This is a genomic window from Sphaerisporangium dianthi (assembly GCF_042654065.1).
Classification (GTDB): domain Bacteria; phylum Actinomycetota; class Actinomycetes; order Streptosporangiales; family Streptosporangiaceae; genus Sphaerisporangium; species Sphaerisporangium dianthi.
In genome coordinates this window covers 162,215-180,333 of record NZ_JBHSFP010000007.1, presented here as the reverse complement: position 1 = coordinate 180,333, position 18,119 = coordinate 162,215, and the positions used below count along the sequence as shown (strand labels likewise).

General features: G+C 70.9%; 19 protein-coding genes and 1 pseudogene. 14 read left to right on the top strand and 6 right to left on the bottom strand.

The genetic code is table 11. The features are described from left to right. Nucleotides 1-85 precede the first annotated feature (85 nt). Both ACFO60_RS13565 and ACFO60_RS13560 read right to left on the bottom strand, forming a co-directional pair. Nucleotides 86-409 carry an STAS domain-containing protein gene (locus ACFO60_RS13565; protein WP_380840471.1) on the bottom strand — a complete coding sequence of 108 codons (324 nt, stop codon included), beginning with the start codon at nucleotides 407-409 and terminating at the stop codon, nucleotides 86-88. Next, complete coding sequence (locus ACFO60_RS13560; protein WP_380840470.1) at nucleotides 409-4,584, bottom strand: SpoIIE family protein phosphatase; 4,176 nt, start codon at nucleotides 4,582-4,584, stop codon at nucleotides 409-411. The genes ACFO60_RS13565 and ACFO60_RS13560 overlap by 1 nt, the downstream gene beginning before the upstream one ends. A gap of 364 nt (nucleotides 4,585-4,948) precedes the next feature. Here ACFO60_RS13560 and ACFO60_RS13555 point away from each other — a divergent pair, with 364 nt between their 5' ends. Together ACFO60_RS13555 and ACFO60_RS13550 are read left to right on the top strand one after the other, a co-directional pair. Next, nucleotides 4,949-6,223, top strand: a complete 1,275-nt coding sequence (locus tag ACFO60_RS13555; protein WP_380840609.1) for a PP2C family protein-serine/threonine phosphatase — start codon at nucleotides 4,949-4,951, stop codon at nucleotides 6,221-6,223. Then, nucleotides 6,213-6,569, top strand: coding sequence for an STAS domain-containing protein (locus ACFO60_RS13550; RefSeq protein WP_380840469.1), 357 nt, complete (start codon nucleotides 6,213-6,215; stop codon nucleotides 6,567-6,569). The genes ACFO60_RS13555 and ACFO60_RS13550 overlap by 11 nt, the downstream gene beginning before the upstream one ends. Before the next feature lie 108 nt (nucleotides 6,570-6,677). On the opposite strand, the gene ACFO60_RS13545 is transcribed toward ACFO60_RS13550, so the two are convergent. Then, on the bottom strand, nucleotides 6,678-7,658 hold the full coding sequence (locus ACFO60_RS13545) for an aldo/keto reductase (protein ID WP_380840468.1): 981 nt from the start codon (nucleotides 7,656-7,658) through the stop codon (nucleotides 6,678-6,680). Beyond that, on the bottom strand, nucleotides 7,646-8,572 hold the full coding sequence (locus ACFO60_RS13540) for an EamA family transporter (RefSeq protein ID WP_380840467.1): 927 nt from the start codon (nucleotides 8,570-8,572) through the stop codon (nucleotides 7,646-7,648). The genes ACFO60_RS13545 and ACFO60_RS13540 overlap by 13 nt, the downstream gene beginning before the upstream one ends. Before the next feature lie 34 nt (nucleotides 8,573-8,606). On the opposite strand from ACFO60_RS13540, the gene ACFO60_RS13535 reads away from it, so the two are divergent. From ACFO60_RS13535 to ACFO60_RS13520, 4 genes are all read left to right on the top strand, one after another. Continuing rightward, nucleotides 8,607-9,089, top strand: coding sequence for an Lrp/AsnC family transcriptional regulator (locus tag ACFO60_RS13535; protein ID WP_380840466.1), 483 nt, complete (start codon nucleotides 8,607-8,609; stop codon nucleotides 9,087-9,089). Nucleotides 9,090-9,191: 102 nt separating this feature from the next. Further along, nucleotides 9,192-10,055: an MBL fold metallo-hydrolase gene (locus tag ACFO60_RS13530; protein ID WP_380840465.1), complete on the top strand. Its 864-nt coding sequence runs from the start codon at nucleotides 9,192-9,194 to the stop codon at nucleotides 10,053-10,055. A 17-nt stretch (nucleotides 10,056-10,072) separates the two neighbouring features. Continuing rightward, nucleotides 10,073-10,555 (top strand): MarR family winged helix-turn-helix transcriptional regulator, encoded by a 483-nt coding sequence (locus ACFO60_RS13525; RefSeq protein ID WP_380840464.1) that lies wholly within the window; start codon nucleotides 10,073-10,075, stop codon nucleotides 10,553-10,555. A gap of 562 nt (nucleotides 10,556-11,117) precedes the next feature. Continuing rightward, nucleotides 11,118-11,957 carry an oxidoreductase gene (locus ACFO60_RS13520; RefSeq protein WP_380840463.1) on the top strand — a complete coding sequence of 280 codons (840 nt, stop codon included), beginning with the start codon at nucleotides 11,118-11,120 and terminating at the stop codon, nucleotides 11,955-11,957. Between the two features lie 130 nt (nucleotides 11,958-12,087). Here ACFO60_RS13520 and ACFO60_RS13515 read toward each other — a convergent pair whose 3' ends face one another. Continuing rightward, on the bottom strand, nucleotides 12,088-12,762 hold the full coding sequence (locus ACFO60_RS13515; protein ID WP_380840462.1) for an NADPH-dependent F420 reductase: 675 nt from the start codon (nucleotides 12,760-12,762) through the stop codon (nucleotides 12,088-12,090). 101 nt (nucleotides 12,763-12,863) lie between these two features. On the opposite strand from ACFO60_RS13515, the gene ACFO60_RS13510 reads away from it, so the two are divergent. The 3 genes and pseudogenes from ACFO60_RS13510 to ACFO60_RS13500 form a co-directional block, all read left to right on the top strand. Further along, on the top strand, nucleotides 12,864-13,250 hold the full coding sequence (locus ACFO60_RS13510) for a winged helix-turn-helix transcriptional regulator (protein ID WP_380840461.1): 387 nt from the start codon (nucleotides 12,864-12,866) through the stop codon (nucleotides 13,248-13,250). 222 nt (nucleotides 13,251-13,472) lie between these two features. Beyond that, on the top strand, nucleotides 13,473-14,222 hold the full coding sequence (locus tag ACFO60_RS13505) for a CPBP family intramembrane glutamic endopeptidase (protein ID WP_380840460.1): 750 nt from the start codon (nucleotides 13,473-13,475) through the stop codon (nucleotides 14,220-14,222). A 128-nt stretch (nucleotides 14,223-14,350) separates the two neighbouring features. After that, nucleotides 14,351-15,052 (top strand): annotated as a pseudogene (locus tag ACFO60_RS13500) (LamG-like jellyroll fold domain-containing protein); the annotation flags it as partial. A gap of 143 nt (nucleotides 15,053-15,195) precedes the next feature. Here ACFO60_RS13500 and ACFO60_RS13495 read toward each other — a convergent pair. Beyond that, complete coding sequence (locus tag ACFO60_RS13495; protein WP_380840459.1) at nucleotides 15,196-15,426, bottom strand: hypothetical protein; 231 nt, start codon at nucleotides 15,424-15,426, stop codon at nucleotides 15,196-15,198. 332 nt (nucleotides 15,427-15,758) lie between these two features. On the opposite strand from ACFO60_RS13495, the gene ACFO60_RS13490 reads away from it, so the two are divergent. From ACFO60_RS13490 to ACFO60_RS13470, 5 genes are all read left to right on the top strand, one after another. Next, nucleotides 15,759-16,238, top strand: coding sequence for a hypothetical protein (locus ACFO60_RS13490; protein WP_380840458.1), 480 nt, complete (start codon nucleotides 15,759-15,761; stop codon nucleotides 16,236-16,238). A 14-nt stretch (nucleotides 16,239-16,252) separates the two neighbouring features. Continuing rightward, complete coding sequence (locus tag ACFO60_RS13485; RefSeq protein WP_380840616.1) at nucleotides 16,253-16,540, top strand: hypothetical protein; 288 nt, start codon at nucleotides 16,253-16,255, stop codon at nucleotides 16,538-16,540. A 109-nt stretch (nucleotides 16,541-16,649) separates the two neighbouring features. Continuing rightward, the gene (locus ACFO60_RS13480) at nucleotides 16,650-17,045 is read left to right on the top strand and encodes a hypothetical protein (RefSeq protein WP_380840457.1); all 396 of its coding nucleotides are present in this window, start codon (nucleotides 16,650-16,652) and stop codon (nucleotides 17,043-17,045) included. Between the two features lie 148 nt (nucleotides 17,046-17,193). Further along, nucleotides 17,194-17,439 (top strand): hypothetical protein, encoded by a 246-nt coding sequence (locus ACFO60_RS13475; RefSeq protein WP_380840456.1) that lies wholly within the window; start codon nucleotides 17,194-17,196, stop codon nucleotides 17,437-17,439. Between the two features lie 110 nt (nucleotides 17,440-17,549). Next, nucleotides 17,550-18,110, top strand: coding sequence for a hypothetical protein (locus tag ACFO60_RS13470; protein ID WP_380840455.1), 561 nt, complete (start codon nucleotides 17,550-17,552; stop codon nucleotides 18,108-18,110). The last annotated feature ends 9 nt before the right edge of the window (nucleotides 18,111-18,119 follow it).

The window sequence follows — 18,119 nt, the reverse complement described above, 5'->3', positions numbered from 1 at the left end:
CATAGGGGTGAAGGGCACGCCCGCGGCCGGAACGAGGAACCTTGCCGACGAGGCGGTGACGCCCTGACGAAGCTCGCCGACCGAGTCAGGCTCGCTCGTGGTCGCCGGGGTGAGATGGGATGCCTTCGATGGTGGTGAGCTCGGTGAGGCCGGAGATGGTCAGGACGGGGGCGAGCAGGGGGTTGGCGCGAAGCGTGATGCGCGGGGCGTGGGAGAACAGGACGGTCAGGCCGGCGCTGTCGAGATAGTCCACCGCGCTCAGGTCGACGAGCAGGAGGCCGTGGCCGGTCGACCGGGTCAGCGCGTCGTCCAGGTCACCGGCGTTGCTCATGTCGATCTCTCCGGTGACGGCGATGACCGGGGTGCCGTCGGAGCGCTCTGAGGCCACCAGGGTCAAAGGGGTGGTCATCAGCTGATCCTCGCATGCATGTCGACGGTGGTCCCGGCGGTGCCGGGCTGGACGGTGACCTCGTGCATCAGCGCGCGCATCAGAGCGAGGCCCCTGCCCCTGTGGGCGTTGGCCTCGGGCTGGGGAGGCCGCCAGCGGCCGGTGTCGGCGACGGTCAGGCGCAGGTCGCTGACGGTGGCGACCGCGCGCAGCCGGATCATGTGGCCGGGGCTGTGGCGGTGTCCGTGCTCGATCGCGTTGGCGCAGGCCTCCCCGGCCGCGACGAGGACCTTCTGGACCAGCGACGGGGCGATCTGGCAGCGGTTCAGCCAGTCTCGCAGGGCCGTGCGCACGGGGGCGAGCTGGCTCGACTCGGCGGGGAAGGCCACCTCCAGCGGAGCGGGCTGGCGGTACAGCAGCAGGGCGACGTCGTCGGTGAAGCCGCCCTCCGGCGCGAGGCGGGTCATGACGTCGGCCGCCAGGTCCTCGATGGGGGTCGAGGTGCCGGCCCGGACGGCGGCGCCGGCCTGGTCGATGCCGTCGGTCAGCGGACGCCGGCGGCGCTCGACCAGACCGTCGGTGTACAGCAGCAGGGTCGACCTGGCCGGCATGGTGCAGCCGGACTCGGGGCGTGGGTGACCCGGCCGCACGGCCAGCGGGACCGAGCGCCCGCCTTCCAGGAGCAGGGTGGTGCCGTCCGCGTGGGCGAGGATGCCGGGGGGATGGCCGGCGCTGGAGTAGACGAGGTCGCCGGTGACGGTGTCAAGGACGCCGCAGAAGACGGTGGTGCACTTGGCGCCGGGAACGAGGGCGGCGAACCGGTCGAGGGCGGTCAGCACCTGGGCCGGGCCGGCGTCCTGCAGCAGCAGGGCACGGCAGGCGCTGCGCAGCTGCCCCATGACGGCCGCGGCCTTCAACCCGCGTCCCACACAGTCGCCGACCACGATGCCGATGCGGTCTTCGGCCAGCGGCACTATGTCGTACCAGTCGCCGCCGACCTCCAGGGGCCGGCCGGCCGGTTCGTAGCGCACGGCGAAGCCGTCGGGCAGCCGGGAGGGGCCGAGGATGGCGCGCTGAAGGGCCACGGCGGCCTCGCGCTGCTGGTCGAGCTGGTGGACCCGGTGCAGGCCCTGACCGAGGTGGCCGGCCAGCAGCGCCAGCAAGGTCTGGTCGTCGTCGGTGAAGGGCCGGTTCTGGCCCAGATCGATCCAGACGGTCAGCAGGCCTTCGGGATGCTCCAGGGTGACGCCCGCCCCACCCGCCTGGGAGGCGGCCGGACGCAGCGGCGGCTGCTCTCGCAGTGCCGCGAGCCTCTCGCGCGATGCCTCCGGCAGGTCCGTCCAGCCGCCTCCGGGAGGAGTGCAGACGAGCTCTGGCGGAGCGTCGCCGTTCCTCCAGACGGCGGCCGGCACCTGGCGGGCCTGCCAGACCTCCTGGAGGGCCTCCAGCGCGCCCCGCAGCGCGTCGGTCAGGTTGTCCGCCTGGGAGACGCGCACACTGAGCGCGGCCAGCGCGCTCTCGCGCTGCACGAGGTAGCGCTCGGCGGTGACGTCGCGCAGCGTGCCCACGATGCGGCGCAGGCCGGTGTCGGGGTCGACGACGTCGTTGAAGGTGGCCGCGATCCAGACTCGGTGCCCGTCACTGTGGGTGACGGGGATCACGCAGTTGCCCCTGCCCTCGCCGACCAGCTGGGCGAACGCCGCGGCGAACATGCCGTGGGCCTGCGGGTCGTCGTTCTCGTCCGGCCACCACGGGTGCAGAGGGGTGTAGGGCAGGCCCTCGGGCCCGTAGCCGAGGATGTCGGTGAACGCCGAGTTGATCTCGATCACGGCGCCGTTCTCGTCGGTGACGAAGAACGCCTCCTGCAGAGAGTCGATCATGGCGCTGCGCCACCGCGTGTGGCGGCCGCGCATGCGGGCCAGCTCGACGTTGGCCCGCACCCGCGCCAGCAGCTCGGCGGCGGAGAACGGCTTGACCAGGTAGTCGTCCGCGCCCGCCTCCAGGCCCTCGATGGAGGCCTCCTGCCCGGCGCGGGCCGACAGCAGCAGCACCGGCACCCCCGCGGTGCGCGGGTCGGTCCGCAGCGCCGCGACCATGGCCAGGCCGTCCAGACGGGGCATCATCACGTCGCTGACCACCAGGTCGGGAGCGTCCGCGCGGATGGCGTCCAGGGCCTGCATCCCGTCGCCGACGGCGTCGACGAGGTAGCCGGCGCCCTTGAGGAGGCGCAGAAGGTACTCGCGCATGTCGGCGTTGTCGTCGGCGATCAGCACCCGGGCGTGCGCGCCGTCACCCGGCACCGGGGTGTGGGCGCCGGCGGGGTCGCCCTGGGCGGCCGTCCCCTCGGCGGCGGTGGCGTCCGTGGGCAGCCAGCGCATGGCCTCTTCGACGAACGGGCTCGCGGAGACCGAGACGGCCTCCGCCGCTCCGGCCGGGACCAGGCTGTCGGCCGGCAGGTGACCGGGACCGAAGGGCAGCCGGATGGTGAAGGACGTGCCCTTCCCCTCGACGCTGTCGGCGGTGATGGCGCCGCCGTGCAGGCTGACCAGCTCTTGCACGAGGGCGAGGCCGATGCCGCTGCCCTCGTTGGAGCGCGACCGGGCACTCTCGATGCGGTGGAACCGCTCGAACAGCCGCGGCACCTCCTCGGCCGGGACGCCGATGCCCGTGTCGGTGACGGTCACCACCGCGTGGCCGTCCTTCGCGCGCACCGCGACGCCGACCGAGCCGTCGAAGGTGAACTTCAGCGCGTTGCTGAGCAGGTTGAGCACCACCTTCTCCCACATGCTCAGGTCGACGTACACCGGTTCGGCGAGCGGGGGGCAGTCCACCTGGAAGTCCAGGCCGGCCTTGTCCATCGCGGAGCGGAAGACGCTGGCCAGCTCGGCGGTCACGGCCGCCAGGTCCACCGGCTCGTACCGGGCCTGCATGCGGCCGGCCTCGATGCGGGAGAAGTCGAGCAGGGTGTTGACGAGTTTGCCCAGGCGCAGCCCGTTGCGGTGGACGACCTCCAGATCTTGGCGCACCTGCGGGCCGGCGTCGGCCAGCGTGTTCCGCAGCTCGCTCACCGGCCCCATGATCAGGGTGAGCGGGGTGCGGAACTCGTGGCTGATGTTGGAGAAGAAGACGGTCTTCGCGCGGTCCAGCTCGGCGAGCTCCTCGGCCCGCCGCTGCTGGGCCTGGTAGCTGCGGGCGCTCGCGATGCCCGCGGCGACATGCCCCGCCGCCAGTTCGACGAACCCGCGGTACCCCTCGTCCAGGGGCCGGTACCGGTTGAGCGCGGCCACCAGGAACCCGTACGGCGCACCGCCCTGCCGCAGGAGCGGCGTCACCAGGGCCTGGCTGGGCGGCTCGGGCCAGTCACCGGACGGCAGGCCGGCGAACGGGGCGCCGTCGAGCTCCACGAGCGCCGGCTCTCCCTGGGCCGGCGCCGCCGCCGGCCATGGGCCGTCCGGATCGCCGGGCGGCAGGGTGGCGAGGGCCGCCGGATGCCCGGCGGCGATGCCGGTCGTCCCCGCCAGCCGCGCGTGGCCGTCGTCGCCGAACAGGTAGGTCAGCGTGAAGGGGAGGTCGTGCGGGTTGCGTCCGAGCTGCCGGCAGGCGAAGGCCAGCATCTGCTGCTCGGTGCGCACCACGCTGGGATCGGAGCCGAGATCGCGCAGCGTCGCCATGCGCCGCTGGCCGATGACCCGTTCGGTGTCCTCGCTGACGACGCACAGCATGCCGACCACCGCGCCGGCGTCGTCCCGCAGCGGACTGTAGGAGAACGTGTGGTAGGTCTCCTCCGGGTAGCCGTCCCTTTCAAGGAACAGCAGCAGCGCCTCGTCCCAGGTCGCCTTCCCCGTGTCGAGGACGGCGTCGATGCGCGGGCCGATGTCGCCCCAGATCTCCGCCCACACCTCGCTGGCCGGCCGCCCGAGCGCCCAGGGGTACTTGCGGCCCAGGGTGTTGCGCCGGTAGGCGGCGTTGCAGAAGAACGTCAGCTGCGGGCCCCACGCCATCCACATGGAGAACCGGGACGACAGCAGAATGCTGACCGCCGTCTGCAGGCTCTGCGGCCATTCGGCCGGCGGACCCAGCGGGGTCGCGTCCCAGTCCACCGTCGCCAGGTCACGGCCGACCTCGTCGTCGACGGTGAAGATCCCGGCGCCGGACGCCTTCACCGGCCCGCGCTCAGCGTCGTCATGACGCGTCATCCGACACCCTTTCTTCGACGGTGAGCCCGGCCGGGCCACTTCATGGCCGGTCCGTCACCGTGCCGCCGTTCTCGTCATTCCCCTGCCGTCCGGAAACCGCGGTTCCATCGACCGGCCGTCCTCAGCGGCCTCGGCCACGCTGTCCTGTTTCGTACCGCTCATCGCCCCGCCAGGATCCGTGCGAACGGGTCGATGTGCCCGCGGGCCGGTCCGGCAGGCCGAGCGAGCATCAGGTCATGTGAGCATCAGGTCATCGGTTACGTAGGATAGGGCAAATCGCTCCGGGGCCCTGCGTCCGCTCCGCGTGCCGCCAGGGTGAGGTGGAGAGGAGCCCGACGTCAGCACCGCCGACGAAGCGCGACGGCTGGCGGCCGTTCGCGGCTACGCGATTCCGGACGCTCCAAGTCGCGGCGCGCTGGACCGTGTCGCCTCGCTGGCCGCGCGCGTCTTCCACGCCCCCGCCGCCACCGTGACCTTCGTCGACGACGAGTGGGTCCACTGCCGCGCCGCCTACGGGATTCCGGCGCGGCTGTGCCAGAGCAGGCGTGCGGTGAGCCTGTGCGCCGCGGCCGTCGATCAGGACGGCGTCCGCGTCATCCCCGACACCGCGGCGGACCCGCGTCTCACGGCCGATCCGCTGGTCGGCGGCGAGCCGGGCATCCGGTTCTACGCGGCGGCTCCGATCATCACCTCCGACGGTCACCGCCTGGGCAGCGTCAACGTCATGGACACCCGTCCCCGGCAGGCCGACGCCGGGGAACTGGCCGCCCTGCAGGATCTGGCGGCCCTGGTCATGGGCGAACTGGAGCTGGGGCTGGCCGCCTCGCGCATCGTCGCCGCCGAGCGCGAGCAGCGGGCCGGCGCGGAACGCCTGGCCCGCACCCTGCAGCGCACGCTCGTCCCCTCGGTCCTGCCGCGGGTGCCGGGCCTGCGCGCCGCCGCCGCCTACCACCCCGTCTCCACCGACGAGGTCGGCGGGGACTTCTACGATCTGTTCCCGCTGGACGGCAACCGCTGGGGGTTCTTCCTCGGGGACGTCTGCGGCAAGGGCGCCGATGCCGCCGCCCTGACCTCGCTGGTCCGCTACACGCTGCGCGCCGCCGCCGTCTACGACCCCGACCCGTGCACGGTCCTGGCCAACCTGGACGCGGTCCTGCAGCAGGAGCACGCCGGCAGCCTCGCGCCGCCGCGTTACTGCACCGCGCTGTTCGGAGTGCTGGAACCCGACCAGGACGGGTTCACCGTCACGCTCGCCGGCGGCGGGCACCCGCCCGCCCTGGTCGTGCGCGCCGACGGCGTCGTGGACCCCGTCCACCCGGAGGGCGGACAGCTGATCGGCATCCTGCGCGCCCCCCACTTCGCCGAGGTGAGCACCCGCCTGGACGCCGGGGACGCGCTGCTGCTGTACACCGACGGCCTCACCGAGGCCCGTACGGGGACCGGATCCATGCTGGAGGAGGACGGCCTGGCCGCCCACCTGGCGGCGACCGCGCCCACGAGCGCCGACGGCCTGCTCGACACGGTGAATAAACTGATCGGGACCCTGGGCGACGGTGTGTCGGACGACACCGCGGTGCTCGCCCTGTCCGTCCCGTCCGCTCGACGGCCGTCCCCTCTCAGGAGCCCTGGTGCGACATGACCACGGTCTGACCGTAACCCTGCAACCGCATACGGCCCGCATCCGCGTGCTGGCCGTGGCCGGTGATCTTGATCATCACACCAGCCCCAGCCTGCAGGCGGTCATGGACGAGCTCACGCTCGCCGCCGGCGATGGGCTGGTGATCGAGCTGACGGGGCTGACGTTCTGCGACTCCACCGGCATCTCGCTGCTGGTCGCCGCGCATCAGCGCGCGCAGGACGCCGGCGCCGCGCTGGCCCTGGCCGGTCTCCACTCCGACATCGCGCACGTCTTCGAGATCATGGGCCTGGACCGGCTGTTCTCCTTCTACGACACCACCGAGAAGGCCGCGACCGCACTGCGGTGAACGACCGGGGCCGCCGCGTCGCCGGAGGAACCGGCGTGCCACCCCGTCACGGAAGACCGGCCCCGGCCTGGGAAGGCGCCCGAGTCCGGACCGGACGGAGGAACCCCCTCAGGAGTGTCCGATGATCTGGTGCGGCCGGTAAGGGGCCTCCAGGAGGGCGGCTTCCTCTTCGCTCAGGGAGACGTCCGCCGACGCGATCGCGTCGTCCAGATGCTCCACCCGGCCGGCCCCGACGATCGGCGCGCTCACCCCGGGCCTCCCGAGCAGCCAGGCGAGCGCGAGCTGCGCCGGAGGCAGTCCTCGCTCGCCGGCCACCGCGCGCACCGCGTCGACGACGTCGAAGTCCACGTCCTGGTACATGCTGCCGGCCAGCGGGTCGCTGCCCGACCGGACCGTGCGTTGCCGTCCGTCGCGCCGGCGGCTCCCGGTGAGCAGCCCGCGCGCCAGCGGGCTCCACGGGATGACGCCCACCCCCTGGTCCAGGCAGAGCGGGATCATCTCGCGCTCCTCCTCCCGGTACACGAGGTTGTAGTGGTTCTGCATCGACACGAACCTGGTCCAGCCGGCCGCCTGGGCGGCGTGCTGCGCTTTGGCGAACTGCCAGGCGTACATGCTGGAGGCCCCGATGTACCGTGCCTTGCCGGCCCGCACCACGTCGTGCAGGGCCTCCATGGTCTCCTCGATCGGCGTCTCGTGGTCCCAGCGGTGGATCTGGTACAGATCGACGTGATCGGTCCCGAGCCTGGTCAGCGAGTCGTCGATGGCGGCCAGCACGTGCTTGCGGGACGAACCCCGGTCGTTCGGGCCCGGCCCCGTCGGGAAGTAGACCTTCGTGGCGAGGACGTAGTCGTCGCGGCGCGCGAAGAGCTTGGAGAGCAGCCGCCCGGTGATCTTCTCGCTCGCGCCGCCCGAGTACATGTCGGCGGTGTCGAAGAACGTCACCCCGGCCTCGACCGCGCGCCGCACGATCGGCTCGGCCGCGTCCTCGCGCAGCATCCATTCCCGGTTCCGGGGGTCGCCGTAACTCATCATGCCCAGGCAGATGCGGGAGATCCGCAGCCCCGACGAGCCCAGTTTCACGTATCGCATTCGATTTCGCCTTCCTTCGGGAGTGTGGCCGTCGCCGCGGCCGGGGAAGCCGCAGGCTCGCGGTGCAGGGCGACCGAGAGCACCACGAACCCGACCCCGGCGGCCTCGGCGAACGAGGGGAACTGCCGGAGCACCGCGATGCCGATCACCGTCGCCGTGGCCGGAAGCAGCGCCACCAGCAGCGCGTACGTGGAGCGGGCCATGCGCGCCATGGCGAGTTGGTCGCACACGTACGGGATCACCGACGAGCAGATCCCCACCCCGATCCCGGCGGCGAGGGTCACCGGGTCGATCACCGCGGGAGCGGCCTGCCAGACGCCCACCGGGGCGACGAACGCGCAGGCGAGGAGCATGGCGGCGGCCAGCCCGTCGATGCCGCCGACGCCGCGCAGACGCCGTGCCGTGCGGTGGGCCAGCACGATGTAGGCGGCGAACAGCACCGCGTTGGCGAAGGCGAACATCAGCCCCACCGGTTCCCCGGCCAGCCGGACGCCGGTCAGCACGTAGACGCCGCCGACGGCCGCCACGAGCGCCACGAGGTTGCGTGCCGTCCGGGCGCCGAGCGCGGCCAGCACGATGACCGGCAGGAACTCGATCGCGGCGACGGTCCCGAGGGGCACGCGGGCGATCGCCAGGTAGAAACAGACGTTCATGGCCGCGAGCACGGCACTCCAGGCGATGATCGTACGACGCCCTTCGGCGTCGAGCCGGGCGGGGATCCGCCAGGGGCGACGCCAGATCGCGAAGACCAGCGCGGCGCTCCAGATCCGCAGCGCCGCCACCCCGAGCGGGGAGAGCCTGGTGAACAAGAGCACGGCGAAGGCCGGCCCGAGGTAGTGGAAGACGGCGCTCCCGAGGAAATAGGTCCATGGAGGCGCCGCGGCGAGAACGGCGCGAGGACCGGTGCGCGGCATGACGCCATCGTCGACCGGCCCGTAATTTAGGAGAATGGCGAATCGAAGGATCAGGCCGGAGCGGGCGTACGAACCCAGGGAAATGGACGCCCTCGACCTTCGCATTCTCGCCGAGCTGCAGATCGACGCCAGAGTGAGCTTCGCCGAGCTGGGGCGCCGGGTCGCCCTGTCGGCCCCCTCGGTGGCCGACCGGGTGCAGCGGCTCGAGGAGGCCGGGGTGATCACCGGCTATCACGCCGAGGTCGACCCGCGGGCCCTGGGCTTTCCGATCACGGTGATGGTGCGCATCCGTCCGGCGATCCGCGAGCTGCAGCGCATCTCCAAGATCGCCAGGGACGTTCCCCAGATCGTCGAGTGCTACAGGATGACCGGCGACGACTGCTTCTACTTCACGATGCACCTGCGGGCGGTCGGCGAACTCGAACCGATCCTCGACCTGTTCACCCCGTACGGCCACACGACCACGTCTCTCATCCACGCCGCGCCCGTGCCCCGCAGGCCCCTGCCCCTGGACTGAGGCTCTCCGCCCGGCCCGCGAACCGGGCCGTCGTCCCGGCGATCCACGCCGGCGTCCTCATAAATTCTTGCTTCAGACTTTCTCGACTCATACGATCTCGGCATGTCACCTCTCGCCAGGCCCGCCCCCTGGACGCGACCACTGCCCGAGGCTCACCCGCCCGTGGGCATGGCCATCTACCACCTGCCCACCGGCACGTACGAGACCCGCGCGGCCCTCGCCTTCCGCGGCGGGTCGTTCCGCGACAAGCGCCACTTCGCCGCGTCCGCGGTCCTGGTGCGGCACCCGGAAGGCGATCTGCTGATCGACGCGGGCTTCGGCGCAGGCGTCGCGGCGCACGTCGCGATGCTCCTCAGGTTCGTGCGCGCCCCCTACCAGGTGGGCCGGACGGTCGGCGAGCAACTCGACGCCGCCGGCTACGACCGCGGCGGCCTGCTGGGCGTGCTGCTGACCCACTCGCACTGGGACCACGCGAGCGGCCTCGACAGCCTGCGGGGCACGCCGGTCTGGATGAACGCGAACGAGCGGCGGTACGCCGCCGAGGACCCGGACGGGAAGGTCTTCCGCCACGTTTCCCCAGGGCACCCGACACACGAGTACGGATTCGACGGCGCGCCCTACCTCGGGTTCCCGTCGAGCCACGACGTGTACGGCGACGGCTCGGTGGTCGTCGTCCTCGCGGGAGGCCACACGGCCGGCTCGGTGATCGTCTTCGTGACCGTGCCGCCCGGCGAGCGGTACGCCTTCATCGGCGACCTGACCTGGCAGATCGACGGCATCCGCCGGCGGGTCGAACGGCCGTGGCTGCTGAGCAGACTCGCCGACGGCGATCCCGGCCGGCTGCGCCAGGACCTGCTCCGCGTGATCGCTCTGGACGGTCTGATGCGGATCGTCCCCGCGCATGACCTCGGCTCCTACGACGGCATCCCCCGGTTGACGCCCGAGGCCGCGGCGCGGTCCCGCTGAGGACGTACGGTTCTCGAATGCGAAGCCTGCCATCGCCGGCGCCAGAGGTCGCCGGCCCGCGCCCCTCCGTCGACTCCGAGATCACCTGGCTGCTGCACCGGGCGGCTCAGCGCATGCGCGGCGCGACCGGTGAGGTGGCCGAGCAGCACGGACTCTCGCTGCGCGACTACATCGTGCTGAGCGCCCTCGACAAGACCCCCGGCCTCACCCAGGGCGAACTCGGCAAATCCCTCGGGCTGGACAAGACCACGTTGATGAGCCAGCTGGACCGGCTCGAGCGCAGGGGCCTCGTCGTGCGCCACAGCGACCCCCGCGACCGCCGCCTGCGCATCCCCGTGATCACTGACGACGGCGAGGCCGTGCGCGCGAAGGTGGCCGGCGCCTGCGCCGCCGTCGAGGCCTCGGTCCTGAACGGCTTCGGCCAGGACCAGGTGCAGGCCCTGCGCCGCATGCTCTTCGCGGTCATCGGCGACGCCGAGGACCGGGGATCGTGCCTATGACGCACCGGCGCCAGACCACGTGCGCGCCGCGGCGTGCGGCATCGACCGCCGGTCGTGCCGGATTCCGCCGGAGCGTGCCGCCGCGTCAATAAGGTCGGCATTCAGGAATCCGGTCGTATTGGTGACGACGATTTGTAGTGCTATGAATATATGTCGCCTATGCGGCGGTCTGGCAGGATCCCTGCGATTCTGTGCCGGCCACGGCGTTGAATGTGCGATTTCACCGCGAGCGGCACGCCTGCCGGCCAGGTGGCCGGCTGTCGTGCAGGTGGAAGCGGCCTCCGTCGTTCCGGAACGCCCTCTGGAGGCCGTCCCCGGCCGCCTTTCCGGCCGTTGTTCCCGTCATGGCCGGTGATCTCGGATGGGTCGCCGGTAACGGTTCCGTGTCCGTGCGAGGGTGGCGTCAGCAGGGGGAGTCTCCTACGGTTGATGGCGTCCGCGAAGACCGCGTTGAAAGGGTCATCTCGCGACCTCGAACCGTGCCAAGACATCGGTTCGGCGTATATCTGCTCTGACATCCATGGAGCCGCACTTCAGCTCATCGGCGGAAGGTCTCCACCACATGTCGCAGGTCTGGTTGATCACAGGGAGTTCTCGCGGCCTCGGCCGCGAACTCGCCGAGGCCGTGCTCGTCGCCGGCCACCGTCTCGTGGCCACCGCGCGCAGGCCCGAAGTCCTCGACGATCTCGTCCTCCGGCACGGCGACCGGGTCCGCGCGGTCGCGCTGGACGTCACCGACGCCGCGGCCGCTCGCGCGGCCGTCCGGACCGCGGTCGAGGAGTTCGGCTCCCTCGACGTGGTCGTGAACAACGCCGGGTACGGCGCCATCTCGGCCATCGAGGAGACCTCGGACGAGGACCTGCGCACGCAGATCGAGACGAACCTCTTCGGCGTCGTCAACGTCACCAAGGCCGCTCTGCCGGTGCTCAGGGGGCAGCGCTCCGGCCACGTCATCCAGATCGCGTCCGTCAGCGGCCGCGTCGCGGTCATGCCGGGCATCGGCGCCTACCAGATGGCGAAGTTCGCCGTCGCGGGCTTCTCCGAGTGCCTCAGCATGGAGATGAGACCCTTCGGGGTCAAGGTGACGATCGTCGAGCCCGGCGCGATGCGCACCGACTGGGTGGCCGCCTCCGCCAGGGCGGCACAGGCGACCGAGAACTACGACCAGACCGTCGGCGAGGCCGCTCGTCTCTTCGCCGCTTACAGCGGCAACGAGCTGGTGGACCCGGCCCGCGTGGCCAGGGCCGTCGTCGACCTCGCCTGCACCGATGAACCTCCCTTGCGTCTGCTGCTCGGTTCGGACGCGGTCGAGATCGCCGGGAACGCCGCCAAGGCTCGCGCGACCGAGGACGAGAAATGGTCGGATGTGAGCAGGTCCGTCGACTTCCGGCCGGCACCCTGAGAACCGACCAGGACGACACCGCCACCTGACCGGCGACCGGCGCGCGCCGCCGGCGGCCACTCGGGCGGCCAGGGGCGATGGCGGCCACTCCCGGTGTTCCTCGCGGTTCCTCGCGATTCCTCGCGGTTCCTCACGGGGAGGCCGTGGCCCCGTCCGCCGGAGTGAGAGGCGGTGAGACGTGGGGAACGGCGGAGCCGGGATCGACGCCCGCGAAGGCCAGTCCGATGACGAAACCGGCGGTCTCTTCGAGTTGGCGAGCCCGCTCCAGGGAACCGAGCACGGCCGGAACCCCGCCGACCTGGCGCACCAGCTCGCCGACCACGCGCAGGGCCGCCGGGTCGTCGCCGCACATCGCCACCGTCACCGGGGTGGTGTCCCCACCGGGACTCCCGGCCCACCGGCCGGCGGGGAACAGGTGGAAGGCCTTGACGACGTGCGCTCCCGGCGCCAGCGCGGAGATCCGCTGCGCCGCCGATTCGCCGCTCCCGGTCAGCAGCACGCCGACGCCGTGCTCGACGGCGTTCGTGGGATCGATCAGCGGCATCCCGTCCAGGCTCCCGTCGGCGGCGCCGGCGCTCCGCAGCATGTCCTCGACCCCGTCCCAGGACACCGCCAGCAGCACCGCGTCCCGTCCGGTCACCGCCTCGCGCGGCGTGACCGCTCGCGCTCCCCGGCCCAGCCCGTCGGCGAGCTTTCGCGCCTTCGCCTGCGATCGCCCGCCGATCACCACCTCGTGACCCGCGCCCACCCATCCCGTGCCCAGCCCTTCGGCCAGGTTTCCCGTCCCCAATATGCCGATTCGCATCGTCGCTCCCTCTCGGTCATCGCCGGTCGTTCGACGCCCACGGTAGGGAAGGCGTCGCGCACCGATCGGTGCGCGACGGGAGTGTGATGATGGGAGGCGAGATGAGCGAGCGCGATGACCACTGCTACGAGCAGGTCGCCGACTGCCGGCTGCGCGCGGCCACCGACCTGTTCGCCCACACCTGGGATCCGGTCGTGCTGGCGGCCCTGCACCCGGGCCCCCGGCGGCGCCGCGAGTTGCGCGCGTCGATCGGCGGCATCAGCGACAAGGCTCTGACCGAGGCGCTGCACCGCCTGCTCGACAACGGCCTGATCAGTCGCCAGGCGTACGCCGAGGCCCCGCCTCGCGTCGAGTACGGACTGACCGGTCTGGGACAGAGCTTCGCCGACGGCCCGATGAGAGCGCTCGGACGGTGGATCGCCGAACACGGCGACGAACTCCTCGACGCACAGGAGAGCGCGGCGCGGACGCTGCGGCCGCACGGATGAGCACGACCGGCGGCGCGCGTCGCCGGCGGGGGAGGAACGCGGGGCGGCGCGCGAGTGGGAGGAGCGCCGGGCGGCGCGCGAGTAGGGTGCCGGTGACACCGTTGCGTTGGGCGAGTCGACCGGAGCCACGTGATGACCTCGGAGCTTGAAGATCCGGCGCCGACCCGGCCCGCCGCCGGGACGGGTGTCCCTTCCGTCCGGACATCACTCGCGGGAATGTGCGTGGTCGCCCTTGGGGCGTGTGCGGTCCTGCCGATCCGCCCGGAGGCGCCGGCGCGTACGGCGATCGCCGGCGCCGCGGCGGTCATGCTGATCGTCGGCGCCGTCGCTCTGCGGTCGGCCGCGGCGATCCGCACGGCGGTGTTCATCGGCCCCCTCCTCGGCTGCTTCGCGGCGGGGATCCTCTCCGGCTGGCCACCTGCGATCACCACGGTCCTGGTGTGCGCGCTCCCCTTGGGGTGCCTGCTGCTGTGCGGCCGCAGCGCAGCGCTGCGCCCGGCGACTCCCTGGCTGACACGGGGATCGCTGACGCCCGAGGCGCCATGGCTGGGGCTGGCCACCGTCGTGGTCAGCGGAGCGGCACTCACGGGCTGGGCGCTCGTCGTGCGGCCCGAGCCGGCTGAATACCTGCGTGAGCTGCAACGACTCCCACTCTGGCTGGCCATCGCGGGCATCGTGGCGTTCGCTCTCGTCAATCCGGTGTGGGAGGAGATGCTCTTCCGGGGGGTGCTGCTGACCGAACTCGCCTCGGTCTGGGGCGCCAAGACCGCCGTCGCACTGCAAGCCGTGCTCTTCGGAGCCGCGCACTTCGCCGGCTTTCCGTCCGGCGTCGCCGGCATGATCATGGCGGGCGCCTGGGGGTTCGCCCTGGGCGTCATGCGCCTGCGCAGTGGCGGCATTCTGATCCCCTATCTGGTTCACGTGACCGCCAACGCCGTCATCGGGACGGTCGCGGTGATGGTCCTGCGCTGAACCCGGCGAAACCCGCCCCCTCGAGATGCCCCGGCGGGCCCGGCTTCACCTGTCGCATTCTGTCGGTGTCGAGGAAAGGCCGGCCGGGATGACTCACCATTGGTGACGCCTCGGCTTTCGCCGGCGACGTGCGGGCCGTGGGTTTTTCGGAGCCGCCCGTCCGCCACACCGAGCGCGGCGGCGCGCGGTTCGGCGGCGGGGTCCGCCGCGATGGCCGCCGGGAGCTGTGGTACTGGCGCCTGCGCGAGCGAACCGGCGCCCAGGGGGCGAGGCTCGCCGACGCGGTGGGCTGGAACCTCGGCCAGGAGGACGCGTCATTCAGCAGCGGCGGCTATGACGCCACCGTCGGCGTGGCCGGCGCCCTCGGGAGATCGTCCGACACCGCGGTGCGCTTCGCCGGGACGTCGGGTTCGAGTTCCCACGCCTGGTTGCCGACGGCGGCGATCAGCGGTCGGGGCGCGTTCCTGACCGTCGAGGCGTGGTTCAAGACGACCGGCAAGGGGGTCGTGCTCGGCCACAGCGACACCACGGACTCGACCCCGTCGGAGTTCACGCCCGTGGTGTACGTGGGCGCCGACGGTAAGCTGCGCGGCCAGTACTGGAACGGGTCGGTCAACCCGATCACCTCCGCCGCGGCGGTCAACAACGGGCAGTGGCACCACGCGGCCCTCACGGGCGATGGCACCAGCCAGACGCTGTACCTGGACGGTCAGCCGATCGGCACCCGTAACGGGACCATCGACCACCGGGAACAGTTCTACACGCGTCTCGGCTCCGGCTTCGCCTCCAGCAGCTGGCCGTCGTCGGTCGCGGGCACGCAGTTGTTCCCCTTCAAGGGCGACCTCGACGAGGTGGCGATCTACGGTCGTTCTCTGCCCGCGGCCGAGATCCGGGAGCACTACCTGGCGGGTACGGCGGGGCCGCAGCTGACCAAGGCCACCCTGCCGTCGGGCCGGGTGGCGGCGCAGAACGTCTACGCCGCCGACGGCGGGCGCCTGCAGAACCACACCGACGTCAACGGCGGCCTGTGGAAGATCGGCGCGTTGCAGTACGGCCAGGATCCTGAGGGCGATCCGCAGGCCACGGTCGTCGTCACCGACCCGCACAACGGCACGCTGACCTCGGTGCACGACGCGCTCCGCGGGCTCAGGACCATCAGCGAGCGGGACCAGCTCACGTACAAGACGACATACGAGTACGACACCGGCGGCTATCCCGCGAAGTTCACCGACCGTAACGCCAACACGGTGCAACTCACGCACGACGAGCGCGGCAACCAGCTCAGCGTCACGCGATGCCGGGAGGCCGGCGACTGCCAGACCTCCTATGCCGCCTATCACCTCAACGGCTCGGACGACTTCGACCCGCGCAACGACCAGATGGTCGTCTACCGGGACGCGCGGTCGGCGAGCAGCACCAGCGACACCTACGCCACCAAGATCGAGTACACCCCGTTCGTGGAGCAGGCCAACCACACCGGCGACCACGGACTTCCCCGCCGGCCGCGCGACGAACGCCGCCGACCGGGTGAAGACGATGGCCGACCCGGTGACGGCGACCACGCTCACCTACGGATACGACGACGCCGACCGGCTCACCGGCATCGACTACGGCTCCGGCAGAGCCAAGCGGACCTACGCCTACGACCCGATGGACCGCCTCACCGGCGACACCCTCAAGACTTCGGCGGGCGCGGCCATCGGCTCCATCACCTACGGCTACGACCGCGACGACAACCTGACGGCCAAGACCACCGCCGGAACCGCCGGAGCGGGCGTCAACACCTACGACCACAGCAACCGGCTCACCTCCTGGACCGCCCCCGGCGGCGCCGTCACCGACTACGCCTGGGACGACTCCGGCAACCGCGTCCGGGCCGGCTCCAAGACCTACGCCTACGACGAGCGCAACCGCCTGACCTCCGGCGACGGCGCCACCTACGCCTACACCGCGCGCGGCACCACCGCGAGCGAGACCAAGGGCGGCGTCTCCAAGACGCTCGCCTTCGACGCCTAGTATTTGGAAAGAACATGACGGAAGCAGAGGCGAGAGAGCTCCTCATCAACGACGACGTGTGGGGCATCAAGCTGGCCGCCGCGTACATGAAGGAGCTCAAGGAGCAACTCAACATCGGCGACTCAAGTGCCTTCATAGCTTATGCAACCGGCCCTGAGACCTGGAAGAACCTGCAATCCATCGGATGGTACCCCGCAGCTTGCTCCAGGTATCCGAAGGCGTACGAGAGAAGAGATCTGGAAAGGCGATACGCTCTTCTGGGTCGCAAGTACTGGCAGTATGTGGAGCAATACTTTGACTAGAGAAGTGGCGACGCGTTCGCGTAGAGGATTATGGCTCTCGCTCGGCGCCGTCCTGGTCGCCCTGCTCATCGTCCTGGTCCTGATCCTGATGTTGGGGGAAGGAGCCCCGGTGACGGTTGACGACTCCGTCCGTCAGCGGCTCGCCGGCCAGGTGAAGATCGTGGCGGTGGTGAAGGAGTTGTCCAACACCGGCAACCCCCTTTACGAGTCCCAGTACGTCGTCCTCCGGCCTGGAAGCGCGAATGTAGCGGAAGCCATCGACGCGCAGGCCTCCTATATCCGTTCGCTGGGCTGGGATGACGGTTCTCGAGCCTCCGGCGTGCAGACGGCTCTGTTCTCGACCGGCGACAGGACCAACGCGTACCTCCGGCCCCTCGACTCCTTTCTGCAGCAATATGGCGGCGGAGCCGAGATATTCCCCGAACAGCGTGCGGCGCTGAAAGTGGAGTCCACGGTCAAAGACCCGACGGGACTGGTGTTGATGGTCTTGACCCCCTTCGAGTAGTCGTTCGTCGTCGATTGAATGGAAGATCGACCCCATGCGAGTCGGCCCCCGATTCGTTGGACGAACTTCGGCCAGTACGAACAGGATGGCCACGGTGGCCCCGGCGTTGGTTCCGGCGTGTTCGTAATGCGTCTCGCTCACTTTCATCATGGCAGCCCTGGGGTGGCCGCTGAAAACCACGCTGCTGGCTCCGAAGGCGTATAGCTTGTTCAATGGTGCCAACGACTACGGGGATGATCTCTCGACGAGGTACGGGTGGGACCTCTACGGCCGCGAGTCCAGGGGAGGCCCGGCGCAGGAGATGTACTTCAGGCCCGTCCTGCAGGACATCAACGGGTACCTCTTCGACCTGTTCATCGTCAACGACGTCACACAACTGAAGGACGTGAAATGAGGAGACGAGGGCGCCGGCGAGTCGGATCACCACTGCGCGTCCGGGCCGCGCTTCTCGTCGCCGCGTTCCTCGCCGCCGCGTGCGGCCCGGCCGGCTCTCAGACGGTGGCCATGGACTCGCGCGGCGTCGCCGGCGAGCGTTCCGTCCCCGTCGAGCGGCTCCTCGTCGATCAGAAGGACGTTCCGGCGGCGATCATCGATGGCTACGCATTGGCGATCAGGAAGCCGGACGTCTCGCAGCCGCCGTTTCCTCAGGAGTGGTACGGAATGGAGGGCTATGGGCAGCGGACGTGGAGTGATCAGCGTCAGTGGTTGCTCAGTCAGCGGGCCTACCGTTTCATGACCCCGTCCGATGCCGGCAAGGAGTACCAGGCGTCACCATACGGAAGGACATTCCATCTGGCCGATGGAATGGAGGTGACGACGATCCCGTTCTCCGGGGCCGGTCAGGGCGCCGACGAGGCGGTGGTCTTCTGCGCTGGACGCCAGAAGGCCGCCCGGCCCGTCGAGCAGTGCCCGCAGTGGGGATTTCGAGGACGATATGGCCGCTACATCGTCGACCTGGCCTTCAGGGCGGACACGGACATGGGCCATCCCCAGCTGAAGGCGGCCGATTTCACGGAGCTGGTGAGGGCGGTCGACGCTCATGCGCGCGAGGTCCTTCACGGCTGAGACCGGCAT